We start from the raw sequence: 17,106 nt of genomic DNA, 5'->3' as shown, positions 1-17,106 counted from the left end.
GTGGCGGGCGGTCCCGCGGGCCGGTGGTGACCCGGTGGCGGTGAAGGTGCTGGTCGCCGGGGACCCCGCCCGCCAGGCGCGGGAGGCGGAGCTGCTGGGGGAGCTCGACCACCCGCACCTGGTCCGCCTGGTCGAGGTGGTGCACCAGCCGCGCCGGGGCGGGGCCGCCCGCGTCGCGCTGGTGCTGGAGCTGCTGGCCGGCGGCAGCCTGGCCGCGCTGCTGGCCCGCCGCGGCCGGTTGCACCCCGGGGAGGTGGTGACGGCGATCGCGCCGGTGGCCGCGGCCCTGGCGCACGCCCACGAGCGCGGCGTGGTCCACGGTGACCTGGCGCCGGGCAACATCCTGTTCACCGGCGACGGGCGCCCGGTGCTCACCGACCTGGGCGTCGCGCGGGTGATCGGCGAGACGGCGGCGGCGGAGGTCACGCCGGCCTACGTCGACCCGGCCGTCGCCCGGGGCGCTGCCCCCGACCCGTCCTCCGACGTGTTCGGCGTCGCGGCGGCGGCCTTCCACGCCCTCACGGGCGTCGCCCCGTGGAACGCGGCGACGCCGGCCGGCACGCTGGCGGTGGCGGCGTCCGGTCAGCTGCCCGACCTGGCGGAGCTGGCCCCGGGGGCGCCCGCCCGGCTGGTCGAGGTCATCGCGCGGGGCCTCGCGACCGACCCGGACGTGCGTGGTTCGGCGGCGGAGTTCGCGCTCGACCTGCGGCACGCCTGCCGGGCCGAGCCCGTGGTGCTGGGGGCGGTGGCGCCGACCGGTGGGCACGGCCGGCCCGGCACCCGGGGGGCGGTCACCCACGTCGTGCCGGGGCGCCGCCCCCGGCCTGCGCCGGAAGTCGAGGCGTCACCGTCCCGGCGGCGGTGGTCCGGCCGTGCTCTCGCGCGCTCGGCCCCGCTGGCCCGTGGCCTGCTCGTCACCGCGCTGGTGGTCGCCGCGCTCGCCGTCACCGCGTGGCTGGGCACGCGGTGGGGTGGTGGCCCCGACGCGCCCGGGGGTGCCTTCGCCGCGACGCCCGCCGGGCAGGCGGGCCCGTCCCCGACGTCCGCTCCCACCTCCTCCGCGGCCCCGGTGACCGAGCCTGGGCCCGCCGAGACCGTGACCCCCGCGGACGCCGAGGGCTGGCGGGCGCTGGTCGGCGAGCTGTACGCGCGGCGGGCCGAGGGGCTCAGCGGCGCACCGGACCTGCTGCGCGGCGTCCACCTGCCCGGCAGCCCGCTGCTGGCGGCCGACGAGGAGCACGCCCGCGCGCTGGCGGAGGCCGGCGAGGTGCTGAGCGGGTTCGCGCCGGTGGTGGTCGACGTCGAGGTCGTCGGGACGCCGGGGGAGCGGGCCGAGCTGCTGCTGACCGACCGCTGGCCCGGCTACCGCGTCGTGCGTGCGGCGGACCCGGCCGGGCCCGCGGTGCGCACCGTCCCGGGCCGCCCCGACGCGCGGGTGCGGATGGTGCTCGTCCGGACCCCGGAGGGCTGGCGGATCGAGCGGGCCGAGCGGGTGGCCTGACCGGGCGTCGTCAGGGCCCATGGGGCGCCGCGCCGCCGTACCCGTGGGCATCGCCGCGCTCGTGCGCACGGATGCGGTTCTCCGGCGCTCATGACCGCAGTGAGGCGTATCGCGGTGGCGCGGTCAGTCCCGGCCGACCGCCGCCCGCACCGCGGCCTCGACGTCCCCGTGGGTGAACCGGTACCCGGCCTCGGTCAGCTTCGCCGGCACCGCGCGCTGCCCGGCCAGCACCCCGACCTGCGCGAACTCGCCGAGCACCACCCACAGCGCGGCCCCGGGCACGGGCAGCTTGGCCGGCCGGTTCAGGACGCGGCCCAGCGTGCCGGTGAACTCCGCGTTGGTCACCGGCTCGGGCCCGCACAGGTTGACCGGCCCGGCCACGGCGTGGGTGAGCAGGAAGCGGATCGCGCCGACCTCGTCCTCCTGGCTGATCCAGGGCACGTACTGCCGGCCGGAACCGAGCCGCCCGCCCAGCCCGGCGCGGAAGATCGGCAGCATCCGCGCGAGCAGCCCACCGCCGCCGAGCACCAGCCCGGTGCGCAGGGTGGTCACGCGCACCCCGGCGGCGGCGGCCGGCGCGGTCGCGCCCTCCCACGCCACGCAGACGCGGGCGAGGAAGTCGTCGCCGGGCGGCGCGGACTCGTCGACGACGCGGTCGCCGGTGTCGCCGTACCAGCCGACCGCGGAGCCGTTCAGCAGCACGCGCGGCCGGTCGGGGTCGGCCGTGGCGGCCTCGGCGAGCGCCTCGCTGAGCGTCGCCGTGCTGTCCACCCGGCTGGTGAGCACCGCCTGCTTGTGCCGCTCGCTCCAGCGCCGGTCACCCACCCCGACGCCGGAGAGGTTGACCACCGCGTCGACGTCCCGGAGCAGCGCCGGGTCGATGCGCCGGTGCTGGGGGTCCCAGCGGTGCTCGTCGGCCGTCCGCGGGGTGCGCCGCACCAGCTGGATCACCTCGTGCCCGTCGGCGCGCAGCGCGGGCAGCAGGGCGCTGCCGATCATCCCGGACGCACCGGACACGGCGATCTTCATGCGGCACTCCCCGACGGGCGCTCGTGCTGGCTGCGGAAAGGGCTCGGGGCCCCGGTGGTCACCGGGGCCCCGAGCGGAGGTGCACTAGGCGAGACCGAGCTCGCCGTGGAACTGGCCGGCCTCCAGGCGCTCGCGCACCGTGGTGAGGAAGCGGGCGGCGTCGGCGCCGTCGACGATCCGGTGGTCGTAGGTGAGCGCCAGGTAGACCATCGAGCGGACCGCGATGACCTCGCCCAGCTCGTCGTCCTGCACCACGACCGGCCGTTTGACGACCGAGCCGGTGCCCAGGATCGCCACCTGCGGCTGGTTGATGATCGGGGTGTCGAACAGGGCGCCCCGGCTGCCGGTGTTGGTCAGCGTGAACGTGCCGCCGCCGAGCTCGTCGGGCGTCACCTTGTTGGTGCGGGTGCGCTCGGCCAGGTCGCTGATCTTGCGCGCGATCCCGCCGAGGCTGAGGTCACCGGCCTCGTGGATCACCGGCACGAGCAGCCCGCGCTCGGTGTCGACGGCGATGCCGAGGTTCTCGCTGTCGTGGTAGGTCACCGTGCCGGCCTCGAGGTCGATCGAGGAGTTCACCGACGGGTGCTGCTTGAGCGCCTCGACCGCCGCCTTGGCGAAGAACGGCAGGAAGGAGAGCTTGACGCCCTCGCGGGCCTCGAAGTCCTTCTTCGCCTGCTGCCGGAGCTGCGCGATGCGGGTGACGTCGGCCTCGACGACGGTGGTCAGCTGCGCGCTGACCTGCAGCGACTCGACCATCCGGCGGGCGATCACGCCACGGAGGCGGGACAGCTTCTCGGTGCGGCCGCGGACCGAGGTGTCCGGGGTCGCGGCCGGCGACGGGGTGCGGGCAGCGCCGGTGCCCGACGGGGCGGCAGCCGGCTGGGCCGGGCGCGAGGTCTGCTCGGCGGCGGCCAGGACGTCCTGCTTGCGGATGCGGCCGCCCACCCCGGTGCCGGAGACCGAGCCCAGGTCGACCCCGTGCTCGGAGGCCAGGCGGCGCACCAGCGGGGTCACGTACTGCCCGCCACCGCCGTCACCCGAGGGGGCCGGCGCCGACGGGGCCTGCGGGGCCACCTGCGGGGCGGGAGCGGAGGTGGGGGAGTCCGAGGGCTGGGAGCCGCTCGCGCCGTAGTCGCCGCCGGGCTGCTCGCTGGCCGCGTCGGCCTGCTTGGCCTTCGGCGCCGCCTGGGGCTCGGGCTGGGCCGGCGCCTCCTGCTTCGGCGCCTCCTGCTTCGGAGCCTCCTGCTGAGGGGCCTCCTGCTGGGGTGCGCCGCCTCCGGCCGCGCCGCTGCCGATCACCGCGAGCTGCGCGCCGACGTCGACGGTCTCGTCCTCGTTGACCGTGATCTCCAGCAGCGTGCCGCTGACCGGCGCCGGGATCTCGGTGTCGACCTTGTCGGTGGAGACCTCCAGGAGGGGCTCGTCGGCGGTCACCTCGTCGCCGACGGCCTTCAGCCAGCGGGTGACCGTGCCCTCGGTGACGCTCTCGCCGAGCGCCGGCATGGTGACCACCGCCACCGCCGTTGCCGCCGGCGTCACCGGCGCCCTGAGCCGGCTGGGGCTCGGGCTCGGCAGCCTGCTCCGGCTCGCTGCCGGCGTCGTCGACCTGCTCGTCGGGGGTCTGCGGCGTGGTGTCGGCGTCCTCGGCGGAGGCCGGGGGGCTGCCCGCGCCCTCGTCGCCGTCGCCACCGCCGATCACCGCGAGCTCCGCGCCGACGTCGACCGTCTCGTCCTCGGCCACGAGGATCTTGGTGAGCACACCGGCGGCGGGGGAGGGGATCTCGGTGTCGACCTTGTCGGTCGACACCTCGAGGAGGGGCTCGTCGGCCTCGACCTGGTCCCCCTCCTGCTTGAGCCAGCGGGTGACCGTGCCCTCGGTGACGCTCTCGCCCAGGGCGGGCATGGTGACGGAGGTCGGCATCGGGGCAGTGCTCCTTCTGGCGCTGGGTGGGTGGGGGGTCGAGCGGGTGGTCAGCCGTGCACGTGCAGGGGCTTGCCGGCGAGCGCCAGGTGCGCCTCGCCGAGCGCCTCGCTCTGCGTCGGGTGCGGGTGGATGAGGCTGGCGACGTCGTCGGCCTCGGCCTCCCAGTTGTAGATCAGCTGCGCCTCGGCGATGAGCTCGCCGACGCGGCTGCCGACCATGTGGATGCCGACGACGGGGCCGTCGGGGGCCTGCACCAGCTTCACCGCACCCGTCGTCTTCAGGATCTGGCTGCGGCCGTTGCCGGCGAGGTCGTAGGTGAGGGTCTTGACCTCGCCGTAGCGCTCCTTGGCCTGGGCCTCGGTGAGCCCGACCGAGGCGACCTCGGGGTCGGAGTAGGTGATGCGCGGGACGCCGGCGTAGTCGATCGGGGCGGGCTCCAGCCCGGCCACGCGCTCGGCGACGAGGATGCCCTCGCCGAAGCCGACGTGGGCGAGCTGGAGGGTGGGCACGAGGTCGCCGACGGCGGAGATCGTCGGGACGTTGGTGCGCATGTACTCGTCGACGAGGACGTAGCCGCGCTCCATGGCGACACCCACCTCCTCGTAGCCGAGCCCGGAGCTGACCGGGCCGCGGCCGACGGCGACCAGCAGCAGCTCGGCCTCGATCTCCTTGCCGTTCTCCAGCGACACCTTGACGCCGTTCTCGGTGCTCTGCACGCCGGAGAAGCGGCTGCCGAGCTCGAAGGCGATCTTGCGGCGGCGGAACGCGCGCTCCAGCAGCTTGGAGGCGGCCTCGTCCTCGAGGGGCACCAGGTGCGGCAGGGCCTCGACGATCGTGACGTCGACGCCGAAGGACTTCCAGGCGCTGGCGAACTCGCAGCCGATGACGCCGCCGCCCAGGATGATCGCGGAGCTGGGGACGCGGTCGAGGTTCAGCGCGTGGTCGCTGGTGATGACCTTCGTGCCGTCGATCTCCAGGCCCGGCAGCGACCGCGGGTAGGAGCCGGTGGCCAGCAGCACGTGCTTGCCCTCGTAGCTCTGGCCGTCCACCTCGACCGTGGTCGGGGAGGTGAGCCGGCCCTCGCCCTCCACGTAGGTGATCTTGCGGGCCTTCACCAGGCCCTGCAGCCCCTTGTAGAGCTTGGAGATGACGCCGTCCTTGTAGCTGTTGACGCCGTCCATGTCGATGCCGGCCAGCGACGTCTTGACGCCGAACTGCTCGCCCTCGCGGGCCAGGTCGGCGACCTCGCCGGCGTGCAGCAGCGCCTTGGTCGGGATGCAGCCGCGGTGCAGGCAGGTGCCGCCGACCTTGTCCTTCTCGATGAGGACGACGTTCAGACCGAGCTCCGAGGCGCGGAACGCCGCGGCGTATCCGCCCGAGCCACCGCCGAGGATGACCAGGTCGGCGGGGGAGGTGGGTGCGCTCACGGATGCTCCTCGGTTGCGACGGGCGGCTTCCCCGCTCGAGCGGGCGGGGGCTGTCGCCCATCCTGCCACTCCGGGAACGACCTGGCCCGGACCACCGTTGCTCTCGCGAGCGTCGCGGTGATCAGGCGACCCGGCAGGACGGAGAGGGTGGATGGGGCTGTTCGGACGTTGGCGCGGGCGCAGGCCGGCCCCGGGCCGGGCCACCCTCGACCGCGCGTCGCAGCGGGGCGACCTGCGGCACCTCGAGGAGTTCGTGGCCAGCCGTCGCGGCGTCGAGGGATTCGTCGAGCCGCGGACGGCGGTCACCGAGGCCACGATCGTCCTCGTCGCGGCCGACGGGGAGTGGACCCGCCGGCGCATCGACGGCCCCGACGTGGCCCGCCGGCTCTCCAAGGAGCTGGCGATCCCCGTCTACGACGCCCAGGTGACCGGCTACCCCCAGCGGATGCGCGACTACAGCGCCCGCCAGAAACGCGACCGGCTCTGACGGGCGGGCGTTCTGTGCACTTTCCGCCCCGGCGGAAAGTGCACAGAACGCCGGTCAGGCTTCGGCGATGAGGGCCTCGATGGTCGCCAGCAGGGTGCGGACGGGGACGCCGGTGCCGCCCTTGGGCGTGTAGCCCCACGGCGCCGAGGTGTTGTAGCTCGGCCCGGCGATGTCGATGTGCGCCCAGGGCAGCCCGTCCGGCACGAACTCGGCCAGGAAGTGCCCGCCGACGAGCATCCCGCCCATCCGGTCGGTGTTGGCGTTGACGAAGTCCGCGACCGTCGAGTCGATGCCCTTGCGCAGCTCCGGCGGCAGCGGCATCGGCCACATCAGCTCGCCGCTGCGCGCGGCGGCGGCGATGACGGCGTCGCGGAGGTCGTCGCTGCCCATCACGCCCGCGGTGCGCGCGCCCAGCGCGACCATCTGCGCGCCGGTGAGCGTGGAGGTCTCCAGCAGCACGTCGGGGGAGTCCTCGGCCGCGCGGGCGATGGCATCGGCGAGCACGACGCGCCCCTCGGCGTCGGTGTTGGTGATCTCCGCCTTCTTGCCGTTGCGGAAGGTGACGACGTCGGCCGGGCGGTAGGCGGTGCCGCTGGGCAGGTTCTCGGCCATCGGCACGGTGGCGACGACCTCCACCGGCAGCCCGAGCTCGGCGACGAGGCACACGGTGGCGATCACGGCCGCGGCGCCGGCCATGTCGCTCTTCATGTCCTCCATCTTCGCGGCGGGCTTGATCGAGATGCCGCCGCTGTCGAAGGTGATGCCCTTGCCGACCAGCGCCACCTTCTTGCGGGCGCCCTTGCCGGAGTAGGTGAGGCGCAGCAGCCGCGGCTTGCGGGTGGACCCGCCGCCGACGGCGAGGATGCCGCCGTAGCCACCGGCCGCGAGGGCGTCCTCGTCGAGGATCTCGGCGGTGAGGCCGAGCTTCTCGCCGGCGGCCGCCCCGCGGGCGGCGAACTCGGCGGGGAACAGGTCGTTCGGCGGGGTGTTCACCAGGTCGCGGACCAGGGCGACGGCGTCGGCGACCGCGCGCACGCGGCGCAGCGCCCCCTCGGCCGCCCCCGCACCGGGGACGACGATCGTGAAGTTGCTCGGCGGGGCCGGGCGGTCGGCGGGCAGCTGGGACTTGTAGGCGGTGAACTCGTACGCGCCCAGGAGGGAGCCCTCGCCGACGGCGTGCAGCCGCTCGTCGTCCGGCGTCCCGCCCACGGCGGCGAGCAGGCTCACCACGGAGCGGCGGCCGCGCAGCGCGCGGCTGGCGGCCCCGGCGGCGCGCCGCAGGCTCTCCGCGCGGTAGCCGCCGGACGGCTCCGGCGCGCCCAGCCCGACGACGGCGACGACGGGGAAGGGCCCCTGGCCGAAGGAGGGCAGGCGGGTCACCTCGTCCTCGGCGCCACGCGCGTCCAGGTCGGTCAGCGCCGGGAGGAGACGGCCGCCGAGGAGGCGGTCGAGGGCCTCCGCGCCGGGGGTGGGGAGGGGGCCGTCGGGCCCCTTGCCGACGGCGACGACGACGGCGTCGCCGGTCAGCTTCTCGAGCGGGTGGTCGGTGGCGGAGATCGTCGGCGGCACCGGACGATCCTAAGAGGACCCCACCCTCCTCACCCCTCGCATGCTCGGGGCGAGCCTCTGGGTGGGGCCGTGCCGACTCGTCGCCGGGCTCGCGGCCGAGGCCGGAGCCGATAGCGTGCCTGCGTGACCTCGCGCACCTCGCCCCTCCACGACCGGCACCTGGCGGCCGGGGCCAAGCTCGCCGACTTCAGCGGCTGGTCCATGCCCATCGAGTACGCCGGCGGCGGCGTGCTGGCCGAGCACGCCGCGGTGCGCGAGGGGGTGGGCCTGTTCGACGTCTCCCACCTCGGCACCGGGACGGTCCGGGGGCCGGGGGCGGCCGCCTTCGTCGACTCCTGCCTCACCAACGACCTCTCGCGGATCGGCCCGGGGCAGGCGCAGTACACGATGTGCTGCGTGCCTGACGGCGAGACCGGCGCCGGGGGCGTGGTCGACGACCTGATCGTCTACCTGCACGGGCCGGACGACGTCCTGCTGGTGCCCAACGCCGCGAACGCCGCCGAGGTGCTGGCCCGGCTGGCCGACGCCGCCCCGCCCGGCGTGGAGGTGGCCGACCGGCACACCGAGGTCGCCGTCCTCGCCGTCCAGGGGCCGCGCTCGCTGCAGGTCCTCGAACTGCTGGGCGTGCCCGGCGAGATCGGCTACATGTCATTCGTGACCGGCACCGGGGGCGGCGGGGCCGAGGTGACGGTGTGCCGCACCGGCTACACCGGCGAGCACGGTTACGAGCTGCTGGTCGCCGCCGACCGGGCCGGCGAGATGTGGGACGCCGTCCTCGAGGCCGGGCAGGACCTCGGCATCCGCCCGTGCGGGCTCGGCGCCCGCGACACCCTGCGGACCGAGATGGGCTACCCGCTGCACGGCCACGAGCTCTCCCGGGAGATCAGCCCGGTGCAGGCCCGTGCGGGCTGGGCGGTCGGCTGGCGCAAGCCCGCGTTCTGGGGCCGCGAGGCGCTGCTGGCCGAGAAGGAGGCCGGGCCCGCCCGCCTGCTCTGGGGCCTCCGGGCGTCGGGCCGCGGCATCCCGCGGCCGGGCATGGCCGTGCTGGACGGCGACGGCGCGCGGGTCGGCGAGGTGACCAGCGGGACGTTCTCGCCCACCCTCCGGGCCGGCATCGGGCTGGCGCTGCTCGACGCCGCCGCCGAGGTGGCCGAGGGTGCTCCGCTGACGATCGACGTCCGGGGCCGCCGGGAGCCCGTCGAGGTCGTGCGGCCGCCGTTCGTGCCCTCCCACGTGCGCTGAGGTGGGGGCGGTCGGTCAGGGCGCGTTCTTCCGGGTCGGGTCGCTGTCGCCTTTCTCCGGCTCGGCCTTGGCCGGCAGCGTGTCCGCCTTCACCGCGTCGCGCTCGCCCATCGGCACCGGCTCGCCGTCGGTGGTGTCCAAGCCGGTCTGGTGCTCGGCCTCGGAGTTGATCTCGGCGCCGAGCAGCACCAGGTAGCAGGTCAGGTACAGCCACAGCATCAGCACGATGACGCCGGCGATGGCGCCGTAGGTCTTGTCGTAGCTGCCGAAGTTGTTCACGTAGATGGTGAACCCGAGGCTGACCAGCGCCCAGACGACGGTGACGACGACCGAGCCGAGGCTGACCCAGCGGAACTTCGGCGAGTCCCGGTCGGGGGCCACCCGGTAGAGCACCGCGAGGGACCCTGCGACGACGGCCAGCAGTGCGACCCACCGGGCGATCTCGAGCAGCACGGTGCCGACCGAGCCCAGCGGCAGCAGGTCGATCACGATCGGCAGCACGGCGACCAGGCCGATGGTCAGGACGACGAAGACGATGGCGCCGAGGGTGAGGGCCAGCGAGAGCGCCCGGAGCTTGACGAAGTTGCGCGTCTCGACCTCGTCGTAGGCGATGTTGACCGCCTTCACCAGGTTGTTGACGCCGCCGGACGCGCTCCAGAGCGCAGCGAGGATCGAGATGACCAGGCTGAGCGTGAGCGCCCCACCGGCGTTCTCGGTGATCGCGGTGACCTGGTCCTCGATCAGGTCCTGCGCGGTCTCGGGCAGGCCGGCGGTGAACTCCTCGACCTGCGCGGCGGCCTGCTCGGGGGAGGCGACGAGGCCGTAGATCGAGATGAGCGCCAGCAGCGCGGGGAAGATCGCCAGGAACCCGAAGAACGCCACCCCGCCGGCGATGATCGGCATGTTGTCGGCGTTGTTCTCCGCCCACGCCCGCTTGAGGACCTGCTTCCAGCCGCCGGCCGGGATCTGCAGCGGGTTCGCGGCACGGATGCCCGGCAGCTGCTCGGGGGCAGGTGCATCCGGGGGAAGCCGGCGGGGGTCCCGCTCCGGCCCGCCCTCGGCGGCGGCCCGGGCCGCCGCCGCGCGGCGGGCGGCCTTCTCCTCGACCCGCTGCCGGATCCGGTCGACGGCGCTCTCTCGGGGGCGGGTGCCGGTCACTGCGTCTCCCTGGTGCTGGGCCGTCGTCCGGCCGGTTCGGTGGGGCTGCCGGTGGCCGGGACGGCGGTCCCGGCCACCGGTGGGCGTCAGTCGCCCGGCCAGGCCCCGGTGAGCTTGGTGAAGCCCTGCGCGCCGAGCCGGTCGATGGTCGCCTTGGTGGCCGCGAAGATCGCGCCCTGCAGCGCCGCAGAGACGACGATCTCCCACATCGGGTACTCGCTCTGCAGTGCGTCCGGCGCGTCGTCCTCACCGCTGATGCGCTTCCACACCTGCTTGAAGAGCACACCGGACACCGCACCCGCCGCGACACCCGCGGCGAGGCCGATCGGCCGGTAGGCGAGCTTGGCTCCCTTGCCCTTCTTCGCGCCCTTGCTCAACGCTTCCTCCTCCTGCTGCGCCGGGCCTTCTTCTCGGCCCGCCTGGTCGACTTGCGAACGTCCCGCGCGGCCTTCTGCGCGGCCTTGCGCCGGGCGGCCAGCTCCTTGCGGGCCCGCTTCGCCTCGCGCTTGCCGCCCACGCGCGCGCCGACGATGAGCTCCTCGGTGCTCGCCGGCCGGCGGGCGCGCCGCCGGCGCCAGAGGACCAGCCCGACGAGGCCGGCCAGCGCCGCGCCGGCGCCGGCGACGGCCGGGGGGCTCTCGCGGTAGGTCTCCACCGCGGTGTCCTTGGCGCGGGCCGCGCTCTCCTTGGCGCGGGCGGGGACGTCGAGCCGCTGGCTCAGCTCGTCCACGGTGCTCGCGAGCTGGTCGCGGGTCTCCTCGATCTCGGCCCGGATGGCGTCGGGGTCGGTGGGGCCGCCCGAGGCCTGGCCGTCGTCCTTCGGCGTGGTCACCGGCGCGCACTCTCCTTCACGGTCGCGATGTCGGTCTTGACACCGGCCAGCGCCTCCTGCGGCACCGGCGGTGCGCCCTGCTGCACGTCCTTCTTGCCGACGAGGGCGAGGACGCCCGCGATGGCGAAGAGGACGACGGTGACGATCAGCGCGGAGAGCCAGGCCGGCACCACCAGCGCCAGGGCGAGGATCACGGTGGTGATCAGGGCGGCGAGCCCGAAGAAGGCCACCAGGCCGGCGGCGCCGAACAGGCCCGCGCCGACGCCGAGCTTCTTGGCCTTCTGGGTGACCTCCGCCTGGGCGAGGCGGGCCTCGTCCCGGACCAGGGTGCTGATCTGCTCGGTCAGCCGGCTGATCAGCTCGCCGGTGGATGCGTTCTCGGGCTCGGCGCCGACGGCTGCGCGGGTCGCGCCCGTCGTGGCGTCGGGTCGGGGTGTGCTCATCGGTCCTCCGGGTGGACGGCGTCGATGCACCTCCATGCCCCCTGCGGACGGGCCGTAACCGACGGGGCGATCACAGCCGGGGAACGACGGGTCGGACCCGCGTCGCGCCGCTAGCCTGCCTGCATGAGCTGGCACTGGCGCCTCGAGGACCCGTCCGGATCGACCCTCGACCCCGCCGCGGTGGGGGTGGAGGTGCCGGCGCACGACAACCAGGGCGACGCGGAGTCGTGGCTCGGCGAGAACTGGCGCGAGCTGCTCGACCGCGGCGTCGCCACCGTGACGCTGTTCGAGGACGACCGGAAGGCCTACGGGCCCATGGGGCTCGCCGCCACCTGACCCTCCACCGGAGGTCGAGGGTCAGGTGGCGGGGGTCGTCAGCCGCGGGCGGTCTTGGTGGGGTCGCGCTCGACGACGTCCCCCAGGACCTCGTCGATCCGGGCCAGGACGTCCGCCTCGAGGGTGACCCCGGCGGCCGTCACGTTGTCGTGCACCTGCTCGGGGCGGGTGGCGCCGATGATCGCCGCCGCCACGTTGCGGTTCTGGAGCACCCAGGCGAGCGCCAGCTGGGCCATCGAGAGCCCCAGGTCGTCGGCGATCGGGCGGAGGCCCTGCACGCGGGCCAGCAGGTCGTCGCGCATGAACCGCTGCATCGACTGGCCCGCCTCGGCGTGACCGGCGCGGCTGCCGGCCGGCGGCTGCTCGCCCGGCCGGTACTTGCCGGTGAGGACCCCCTGGGCCAGCGGTGACCAGACGATCTGGGACAGCCCCTCGCGCTCCGACGTCGGCACGACCTCGGGCTCGATGACCCGCCACAGCATCGAGTACTGGGGCTGGTTGCTGATCAGCTGGATGCCGAGCTCGCGGGCCAGCGCGGCGCCGGCGGTGATCTGCTCGGCGTTCCACTCCGAGACGCCGATGTAGAGGGCCTTGCCCGAGCGGACGAGGTCCGCGAAGGCGGTCATCGTCTCCTCGAGCGGCACGCTCGGGTCGTAGCGGTGCGCCTGGTACAGGTCGACGTAGTCGGTCTGCAGCCGGCGCAGCGAGGCGTGGCAGCTCTCGATGACGTGCTTGCGGCCCAGCCCGCGGTCGTTGCGCCCCGGCCCCGTGGGCCAGTAGACCTTCGTGAACAGCTCGATCGACTCGCGGCGGTGGCCGGCCAGCGCCTGGCCCAGCACCGTCTCGGCGCGGGTGCCGGCGTAGACGTCGGCGGTGTCGAAGGTGGTGATGCCGGCGTCGAGGGCGGCGCGGACGCAGGCGTGCGCGGCGTCCTCCTCGACCTGGCCGCCGTGGGTCAGCCAGTTGCCGTACGCGATCTCGGAGATGGTCAGGCCGGAGCGGCCGAGGCGTCTGAATTCCACGGACCGCGACGTTAGGCGCCCGGGCGGAGCGCCGCCTGCCCGGGCCGGACCTCGACGGTGGCGCCGTCGGCGACCAGCCGCGCACCGGACCGGGCCAGGCGGCCGGCCAGCACCGCGGCCGGCGGGTTGTGGTGCCCCAGGTGGACGGCGACGACGTCGGTGCCGCCGGTGACCGCCCCGGCGGTGCGCAGCCGCGCCACCTGGTCGGGGAACGTGCGCAGGTCCAGGTGGCCGGTGCCGTGGCCGGTGACGTCGCCGAAGGTCTCCTCCAGCAGCACGACGTCGTAGGCCGCGCCGCGGACCGCCTCGACGGTGCCCGCGGGCAGCGGGCCGGTGTCGGTGGCGTAGAGCAGCCGGGCGCCGTCGGGCCCGGTCACGTCGTAGAGCACCGTCGGTACCTCGTGCGCGGCGGCGAGCGGGCGGATCCGGTACCCCGCGAGCTCCAGCGTCGCGCCCGGCTCGGCGGCGACCAGGTCGACCGGGTCGTCCGGGCCCAGCCACGGGCGCAGCGTGGCCAGCACGGGGGAGGGGCCGGCGACCGTGAACGGCTCGGCGCGCCGCACCCACTGGCGGGCGAGCAGCGACAGCGGCGCGCAGTGGTCGGCGTGGTCGTGGGTGACCAGGACGGCGCGCACGCCGGCGAGGGAGATGCCGTCCGGAGGCGGCGCCGGGGCCAGGTCGAGCAGCAGTGTGCCGTCGACCAGCGCGGACGTCGGCCGGCGCAGCTCGCCCCGGCGGCGGGAGTCGGTGCAGGACCCGCAGGTGCACCAGGGGTTGGGCCAGCCGTCGGCGGCGCCGGTGCCCAGGAGCGTGACGCGCACGGGCGGCGCCGCGGTCGCTACCGGCGCCGGGTCAGACGTCTGCGCCCAGCGGCACCTCGGGCTTGGGGAAGCGCCAGCGGCGGATCATGGTCGAGCGGCTGATGCCGTACCAGACCAGGCCCTTCATCTTGTGCTGCCCGTCGGGGAACCGGGTGCGGACGGCGCTCTTGATCTTCCGGCCCAGGACGACCGAGTCCATGAGCAGCAGCAGGAAGAAGCCGAGCAGCAGGAAGCTCGTGTAGCTCTTCACGGCCATGCTGGGCACGAACGTCCCGACCAGGGCCACGGCGGCGATCGCCAGGAAGAAGCTGCCGACGTTGCGGCGGCTGTCGACCAGGTCGCGCACGAGCTTGCGCTCCGGCCCGCGGTCGCGGGCGGGCAGGTAGTCGGCGTCACCGCGGGCGATGCCTTGGCGCGACTCGGCGCGGCGCAGCGCCTGCTGCTCGCGCATGCGCTTGTAGGCCTCCTTGCGCGTGGTGGGCGGCGGCGGGGGAGGCCCCGGACGCCGGCCCTGCGCCTCGCTCCGCCGCGGCGTCGGCCGCCCCTTGCCGCCGGTCTTGACCAGTTGCGCGGTCACCTCGCCCTCCTCGGTGGAGGGGGCGGTCGTCTCGGCGGTGTCACGGCGGCCGGGCAGGCGGAGCTTCACGACCGGGAAGTCTACGTGTGTGAGCAACGAGGCCCCGGAGCTCGCGCGGGGAGCCGTACAGTGGACGCACGGGAAGAGGAGCCGTCCCGGCGGCGTTGGTCCGTCACGGAACGCGCGTGCGCGGACACCTCGGAGGGAGAGGACAGGAATATGACGGTGCAGGACACCGCGGCCACCGGCGTCGTGCTCAGCGACCCCGCGGCCGCCAAGGTCAAGGCTCTGCTGGACCAGGAGGGTCGTGACGACCTGCGGCTGCGCATCGCCGTCCAGCCCGGCGGTTGCTCCGGCCTGCGGTACCAGCTGTTCTTCGACGAGCGGTTCCTCGACGGCGACCAGACCTACGACTTCGGCGGCGTCGAGGTCATCGTGGACCGGATGAGCGGCCCGTACCTCGGCGGCGCGGTCATCGACTTCGTCGACAGCATCGAGAAGCAGGGCTTCACGATCGACAACCCCAACGCGCAGGGCTCCTGCGCGTGCGGTGACTCCTTCAACTGAGTCATCTGTCTTCAACTGAGTCATCTGTCGTCCTCCGGACGACACCGCGGCCAACAACAGAGGCCCGGTCCCTCGCGGGGGAACCGGGCCTCTGTCGTGACTGGGCGCTGTCGCGCCGAGTGGGCCCCGGAGGGGTCCGCGCAGGCGCGACGAAACGGCTTCGCGCCTGAGGGGGACGGCACCTGGCCGCGGTGCGATCCGGAGGATCGCGGTGTCAGAGCCGGACGGGGTAGACCGTCTCGGGGATCTCCGGCGCGATCCGCTGCTCCACGAAGATGCCGTGCCAGACCATGAAGACCAGCAGCGTCCACAGCTTGCGCGAGTGGTCGACCGGGGAGCCGGCCCGCTGGTTCTGCCGGTGGGCGGTGAGCATGGCCAGCACCTGCTGCTTGTCCAGCCACTCCTCGGTGCCGCTGTCCTCGATGGTCTGCCGGGCCCAGTCGTGGAGGTCCTCGGCCAGCCAGTGGCGGGTCGGCACCGGGAAGCCGAGCTTGCGGCGGTTGAGCACGTGCGGCGGCACGACCTGCTCCAGCGCCCGGCGGAGGGCGTGCTTCGTCGTCTCCCGGGTCACCCGCTGGTCGACCGGGATGGTCGAGGCGACCCGGAAGACCTCGGGGTCGAGGAACGGGACCCGCAGCTCCAGCGAGTTGGCCATGGTCATCTTGTCGGCCTTGACCAGGATGTCGCCGCGGAGCCAGGTGAAGAGGTCCACGTACTGCATCGCCGTCACGTCGTCGTAGCCGGCCGCGCGGGTGCGCTCGTACAGCTCGCGCGTGACGGCGACGTGCGACAGGTCCGGGTCGCGCTTCTCGAGGAAGGTCAGCTCGTCATCCCGGAAGATGCGCGCGTTGCCGTAGTAGCGCTGCTCCAGGGGGATGGAGCCGCGCCGCAGCAGGTCCTTGCCGCGCATGCCGTCGGGGAGCCTGGCCGACAGCGCGCCGAGGGCGCGGCGGATGCCGCCCGGCAGCTTGTCGAAGGCGGCCAGGGACAGCGGCTCGCGGTAGATGTTGTAGCCGCCGAACAGCTCGTCGGCGCCCTCGCCGGAGAGCACCACCTTGACGTGCTTGCGCGCCTCGCGGGCCACGAAGTACAGCGGCACGAGCGCGGGGTCGGCGACCGGGTCGTCGAGGTACCAGACGACGAGCGGGATGGACCCCGCGAACTCCTCGGGGGTGACCACCTTGGTGATGTGCTCGACGCCGATCGCGGCCGCCGACTCCGCGGCGACGTCGATCTCGGAGAAGCCCTGCCGCTCGAAGCCGACGGTGAAGGTCATCAGGTCGGGGTTGTAGCGCTTGGCCAGCGCCGCGATGGCCGTGGAGTCGATGCCGCCGGAGAGGAAGGAGCCGACGGTGACGTCGGCCCGCATGTGCACCCGGACGGAGTCGTCGAGCACCTCGGCGATCCGGTCGTACAGCGGCTGCTGCTCGTCCTTCGCGACCGGCCGGACCGGGAAGGTCGGGTGGAAGTACCGCTCGGTGGCGAGCTCGCCGTCGACCACCCGGAAGCGGGTGCCGCTCTCGATGCGCCGGATGCCCCGGTGCAGCGTGGCCGGCTCAGGCACGTACTGCAGCGTCAGGTAGTGCTGGAGCGAGGCCGGGTCGACGCCCCCCGCAGCGATGTTCCCGCCCAGCATCTCCAGCAGCGCCTTCTTCTCGGAGGAGAAGGCGATCGCGCCGTCGGCCAGGCGGGTGGTGAACAGCGGCTTGATGCCGAAGGGGTCGCGGGCGCCGAACACGGTGCGGGTCTCGCTGTCCCAGATGACGAAGGCGAACATGCCGCGCAGCCGGTCCACGACCTCCTCGCCCCAGAGGTGGTAGCCCGCGACGATCGCCTCGGTGTCGCCCTCGGTCGCGAACGTGGCCCCGGCGGCCGCCAGCTCCTCGCGCAGCTCCAGGTAGTTGTAGATCTCGCCGTTGAAGACGATCCGGTAGCGGCCGTCGGCGTACGGCATCGGCTGGTGGCTGTGCTCGATGTCGATGAAGGCCAGCCGGTTGAAGCCGTAGACGACTCGGTCGTCGTGCCAGACCTCGTTCTCGTCGGGCCCGCGGTGGCGCAGGCAGTGCAGCGCGCCGCGGACGTCGGAGACGACGTCGTCGGTCACCCGGGGGGCGTCGGTCGAGAAGTAGGCGAGCGCGTCTGACCTCCCCGGCCACCCCCGACCCCCGGAG

17 protein-coding genes and 1 pseudogene are annotated in these 17,106 nt (G+C 74.4%); 5 read left to right on the top strand and 13 right to left on the bottom strand.

Translation table 11 applies throughout. The annotated features are described in order from the left end of the window. Positions 1 to 1,501 (top strand): serine/threonine-protein kinase (locus tag E9529_RS19520; protein WP_236832930.1); only part of this gene is annotated, 1,501 nt, incomplete at its 5' end. A 123-nt stretch (positions 1,502 to 1,624) separates the two neighbouring features. Here E9529_RS19520 and E9529_RS19515 read toward each other — a convergent pair. The 4 genes and pseudogenes from E9529_RS19515 to lpdA form a co-directional block, all read right to left on the bottom strand. Next, on the bottom strand, positions 1,625 to 2,530 hold the full coding sequence (locus E9529_RS19515; RefSeq protein WP_236832929.1) for a TIGR01777 family oxidoreductase: 906 nt from the start codon (positions 2,528 to 2,530) through the stop codon (positions 1,625 to 1,627). 84 nt (positions 2,531 to 2,614) lie between these two features. Then, positions 2,615 to 4,219: a 2-oxoglutarate dehydrogenase, E2 component, dihydrolipoamide succinyltransferase gene (gene sucB / locus E9529_RS19510; RefSeq protein WP_236832928.1), complete on the bottom strand. Its 1,605-nt coding sequence runs from the start codon at positions 4,217 to 4,219 to the stop codon at positions 2,615 to 2,617. A 64-nt stretch (positions 4,220 to 4,283) separates the two neighbouring features. Then, positions 4,284 to 4,433: pseudogene (locus tag E9529_RS19505) on the bottom strand (biotin/lipoyl-containing protein); the annotation flags it as partial. 68 nt (positions 4,434 to 4,501) lie between these two features. Further along, complete coding sequence (lpdA, locus tag E9529_RS19500; protein WP_236832927.1) at positions 4,502 to 5,881, bottom strand: dihydrolipoyl dehydrogenase; 1,380 nt, start codon at positions 5,879 to 5,881, stop codon at positions 4,502 to 4,504. Positions 5,882 to 6,032: 151 nt separating this feature from the next. On the opposite strand from lpdA, the gene E9529_RS19495 reads away from it, so the two are divergent. Next, on the top strand, positions 6,033 to 6,368 hold the full coding sequence (locus E9529_RS19495) for an oxidoreductase (RefSeq protein ID WP_236832926.1): 336 nt from the start codon (positions 6,033 to 6,035) through the stop codon (positions 6,366 to 6,368). 54 nt (positions 6,369 to 6,422) lie between these two features. On the opposite strand, the gene E9529_RS19490 is transcribed toward E9529_RS19495, so the two are convergent. After that, positions 6,423 to 7,937 carry a leucyl aminopeptidase gene (locus E9529_RS19490; protein ID WP_236832925.1) on the bottom strand — a complete coding sequence of 505 codons (1,515 nt, stop codon included), beginning with the start codon at positions 7,935 to 7,937 and terminating at the stop codon, positions 6,423 to 6,425. A gap of 123 nt (positions 7,938 to 8,060) precedes the next feature. On the opposite strand from E9529_RS19490, the gene gcvT reads away from it, so the two are divergent. After that, the gene (gcvT, locus tag E9529_RS19485; protein WP_236832924.1) at positions 8,061 to 9,179 is read left to right on the top strand and encodes a glycine cleavage system aminomethyltransferase GcvT; all 1,119 of its coding nucleotides are present in this window, start codon (positions 8,061 to 8,063) and stop codon (positions 9,177 to 9,179) included. A gap of 15 nt (positions 9,180 to 9,194) precedes the next feature. Here the strand turns inward: gcvT and E9529_RS19480 are convergent, their stop codons facing one another. The 4 genes from E9529_RS19480 to E9529_RS19465 all read right to left on the bottom strand — a co-directional run bounded on the left by E9529_RS19480 (position 9,195) and on the right by E9529_RS19465 (position 11,612). Continuing rightward, on the bottom strand, positions 9,195 to 10,337 hold the full coding sequence (locus E9529_RS19480) for a YihY/virulence factor BrkB family protein (protein ID WP_236832923.1): 1,143 nt from the start codon (positions 10,335 to 10,337) through the stop codon (positions 9,195 to 9,197). A gap of 86 nt (positions 10,338 to 10,423) precedes the next feature. After that, positions 10,424 to 10,714, bottom strand: a complete 291-nt coding sequence (locus E9529_RS19475) for a DUF4235 domain-containing protein (RefSeq protein WP_236832922.1) — start codon at positions 10,712 to 10,714, stop codon at positions 10,424 to 10,426. Beyond that, the gene (locus E9529_RS19470) at positions 10,711 to 11,169 is read right to left on the bottom strand and encodes a DUF3618 domain-containing protein (protein WP_236832921.1); all 459 of its coding nucleotides are present in this window, start codon (positions 11,167 to 11,169) and stop codon (positions 10,711 to 10,713) included. The genes E9529_RS19475 and E9529_RS19470 overlap by 4 nt, the downstream gene beginning before the upstream one ends. Further along, a complete protein-coding gene (locus E9529_RS19465; protein WP_236832920.1) occupies positions 11,166 to 11,612 on the bottom strand; it encodes a phage holin family protein in 447 nt (148 codons plus the stop codon). Before E9529_RS19465 ends, E9529_RS19470 begins: the two co-directional genes overlap by 4 nt. Before the next feature lie 123 nt (positions 11,613 to 11,735). Between E9529_RS19465 and E9529_RS19460 the strand changes: the two genes are divergently transcribed. Further along, entirely contained in the window at positions 11,736 to 11,948 is a 213-nt protein-coding gene (locus E9529_RS19460) for a hypothetical protein (RefSeq protein ID WP_236832919.1), read from the top strand. Positions 11,949 to 11,986: 38 nt separating this feature from the next. Here E9529_RS19460 and E9529_RS19455 read toward each other — a convergent pair whose 3' ends face one another. From E9529_RS19455 to E9529_RS19445, 3 genes are read right to left on the bottom strand one after another with little or no spacing between them, the layout of a single operon-like run. Continuing rightward, a complete protein-coding gene (locus tag E9529_RS19455) occupies positions 11,987 to 12,970 on the bottom strand; it encodes an aldo/keto reductase family protein (protein ID WP_236832918.1) in 984 nt (327 codons plus the stop codon). An 11-nt stretch (positions 12,971 to 12,981) separates the two neighbouring features. After that, entirely contained in the window at positions 12,982 to 13,791 is an 810-nt protein-coding gene (locus E9529_RS19450) for an MBL fold metallo-hydrolase (protein WP_236832917.1), read from the bottom strand. Positions 13,792 to 13,822: 31 nt separating this feature from the next. Then, positions 13,823 to 14,437: a DUF3043 domain-containing protein gene (locus E9529_RS19445; protein WP_236832916.1), complete on the bottom strand. Its 615-nt coding sequence runs from the start codon at positions 14,435 to 14,437 to the stop codon at positions 13,823 to 13,825. A gap of 150 nt (positions 14,438 to 14,587) precedes the next feature. On the opposite strand from E9529_RS19445, the gene E9529_RS19440 reads away from it, so the two are divergent. Next, positions 14,588 to 14,935 (top strand): iron-sulfur cluster assembly accessory protein, encoded by a 348-nt coding sequence (locus tag E9529_RS19440; RefSeq protein WP_091931329.1) that lies wholly within the window; start codon positions 14,588 to 14,590, stop codon positions 14,933 to 14,935. A 214-nt stretch (positions 14,936 to 15,149) separates the two neighbouring features. Here E9529_RS19440 and asnB read toward each other — a convergent pair whose 3' ends face one another. Then, positions 15,150 to 17,039, bottom strand: a complete 1,890-nt coding sequence (gene asnB / locus E9529_RS19435) for an asparagine synthase (glutamine-hydrolyzing) (RefSeq protein ID WP_236832931.1) — start codon at positions 17,037 to 17,039, stop codon at positions 15,150 to 15,152. Positions 17,040 to 17,106 lie beyond the last annotated feature (67 nt).

Origin of the sequence: Blastococcus sp. KM273128 (assembly GCF_021698975.1) — a bacterium.
In the GTDB taxonomy this organism is placed as follows: Bacteria; Actinomycetota; Actinomycetes; order Mycobacteriales; family Geodermatophilaceae; genus Blastococcus.
This window is presented reverse-complemented; position numbering and strand designations above follow the sequence as displayed.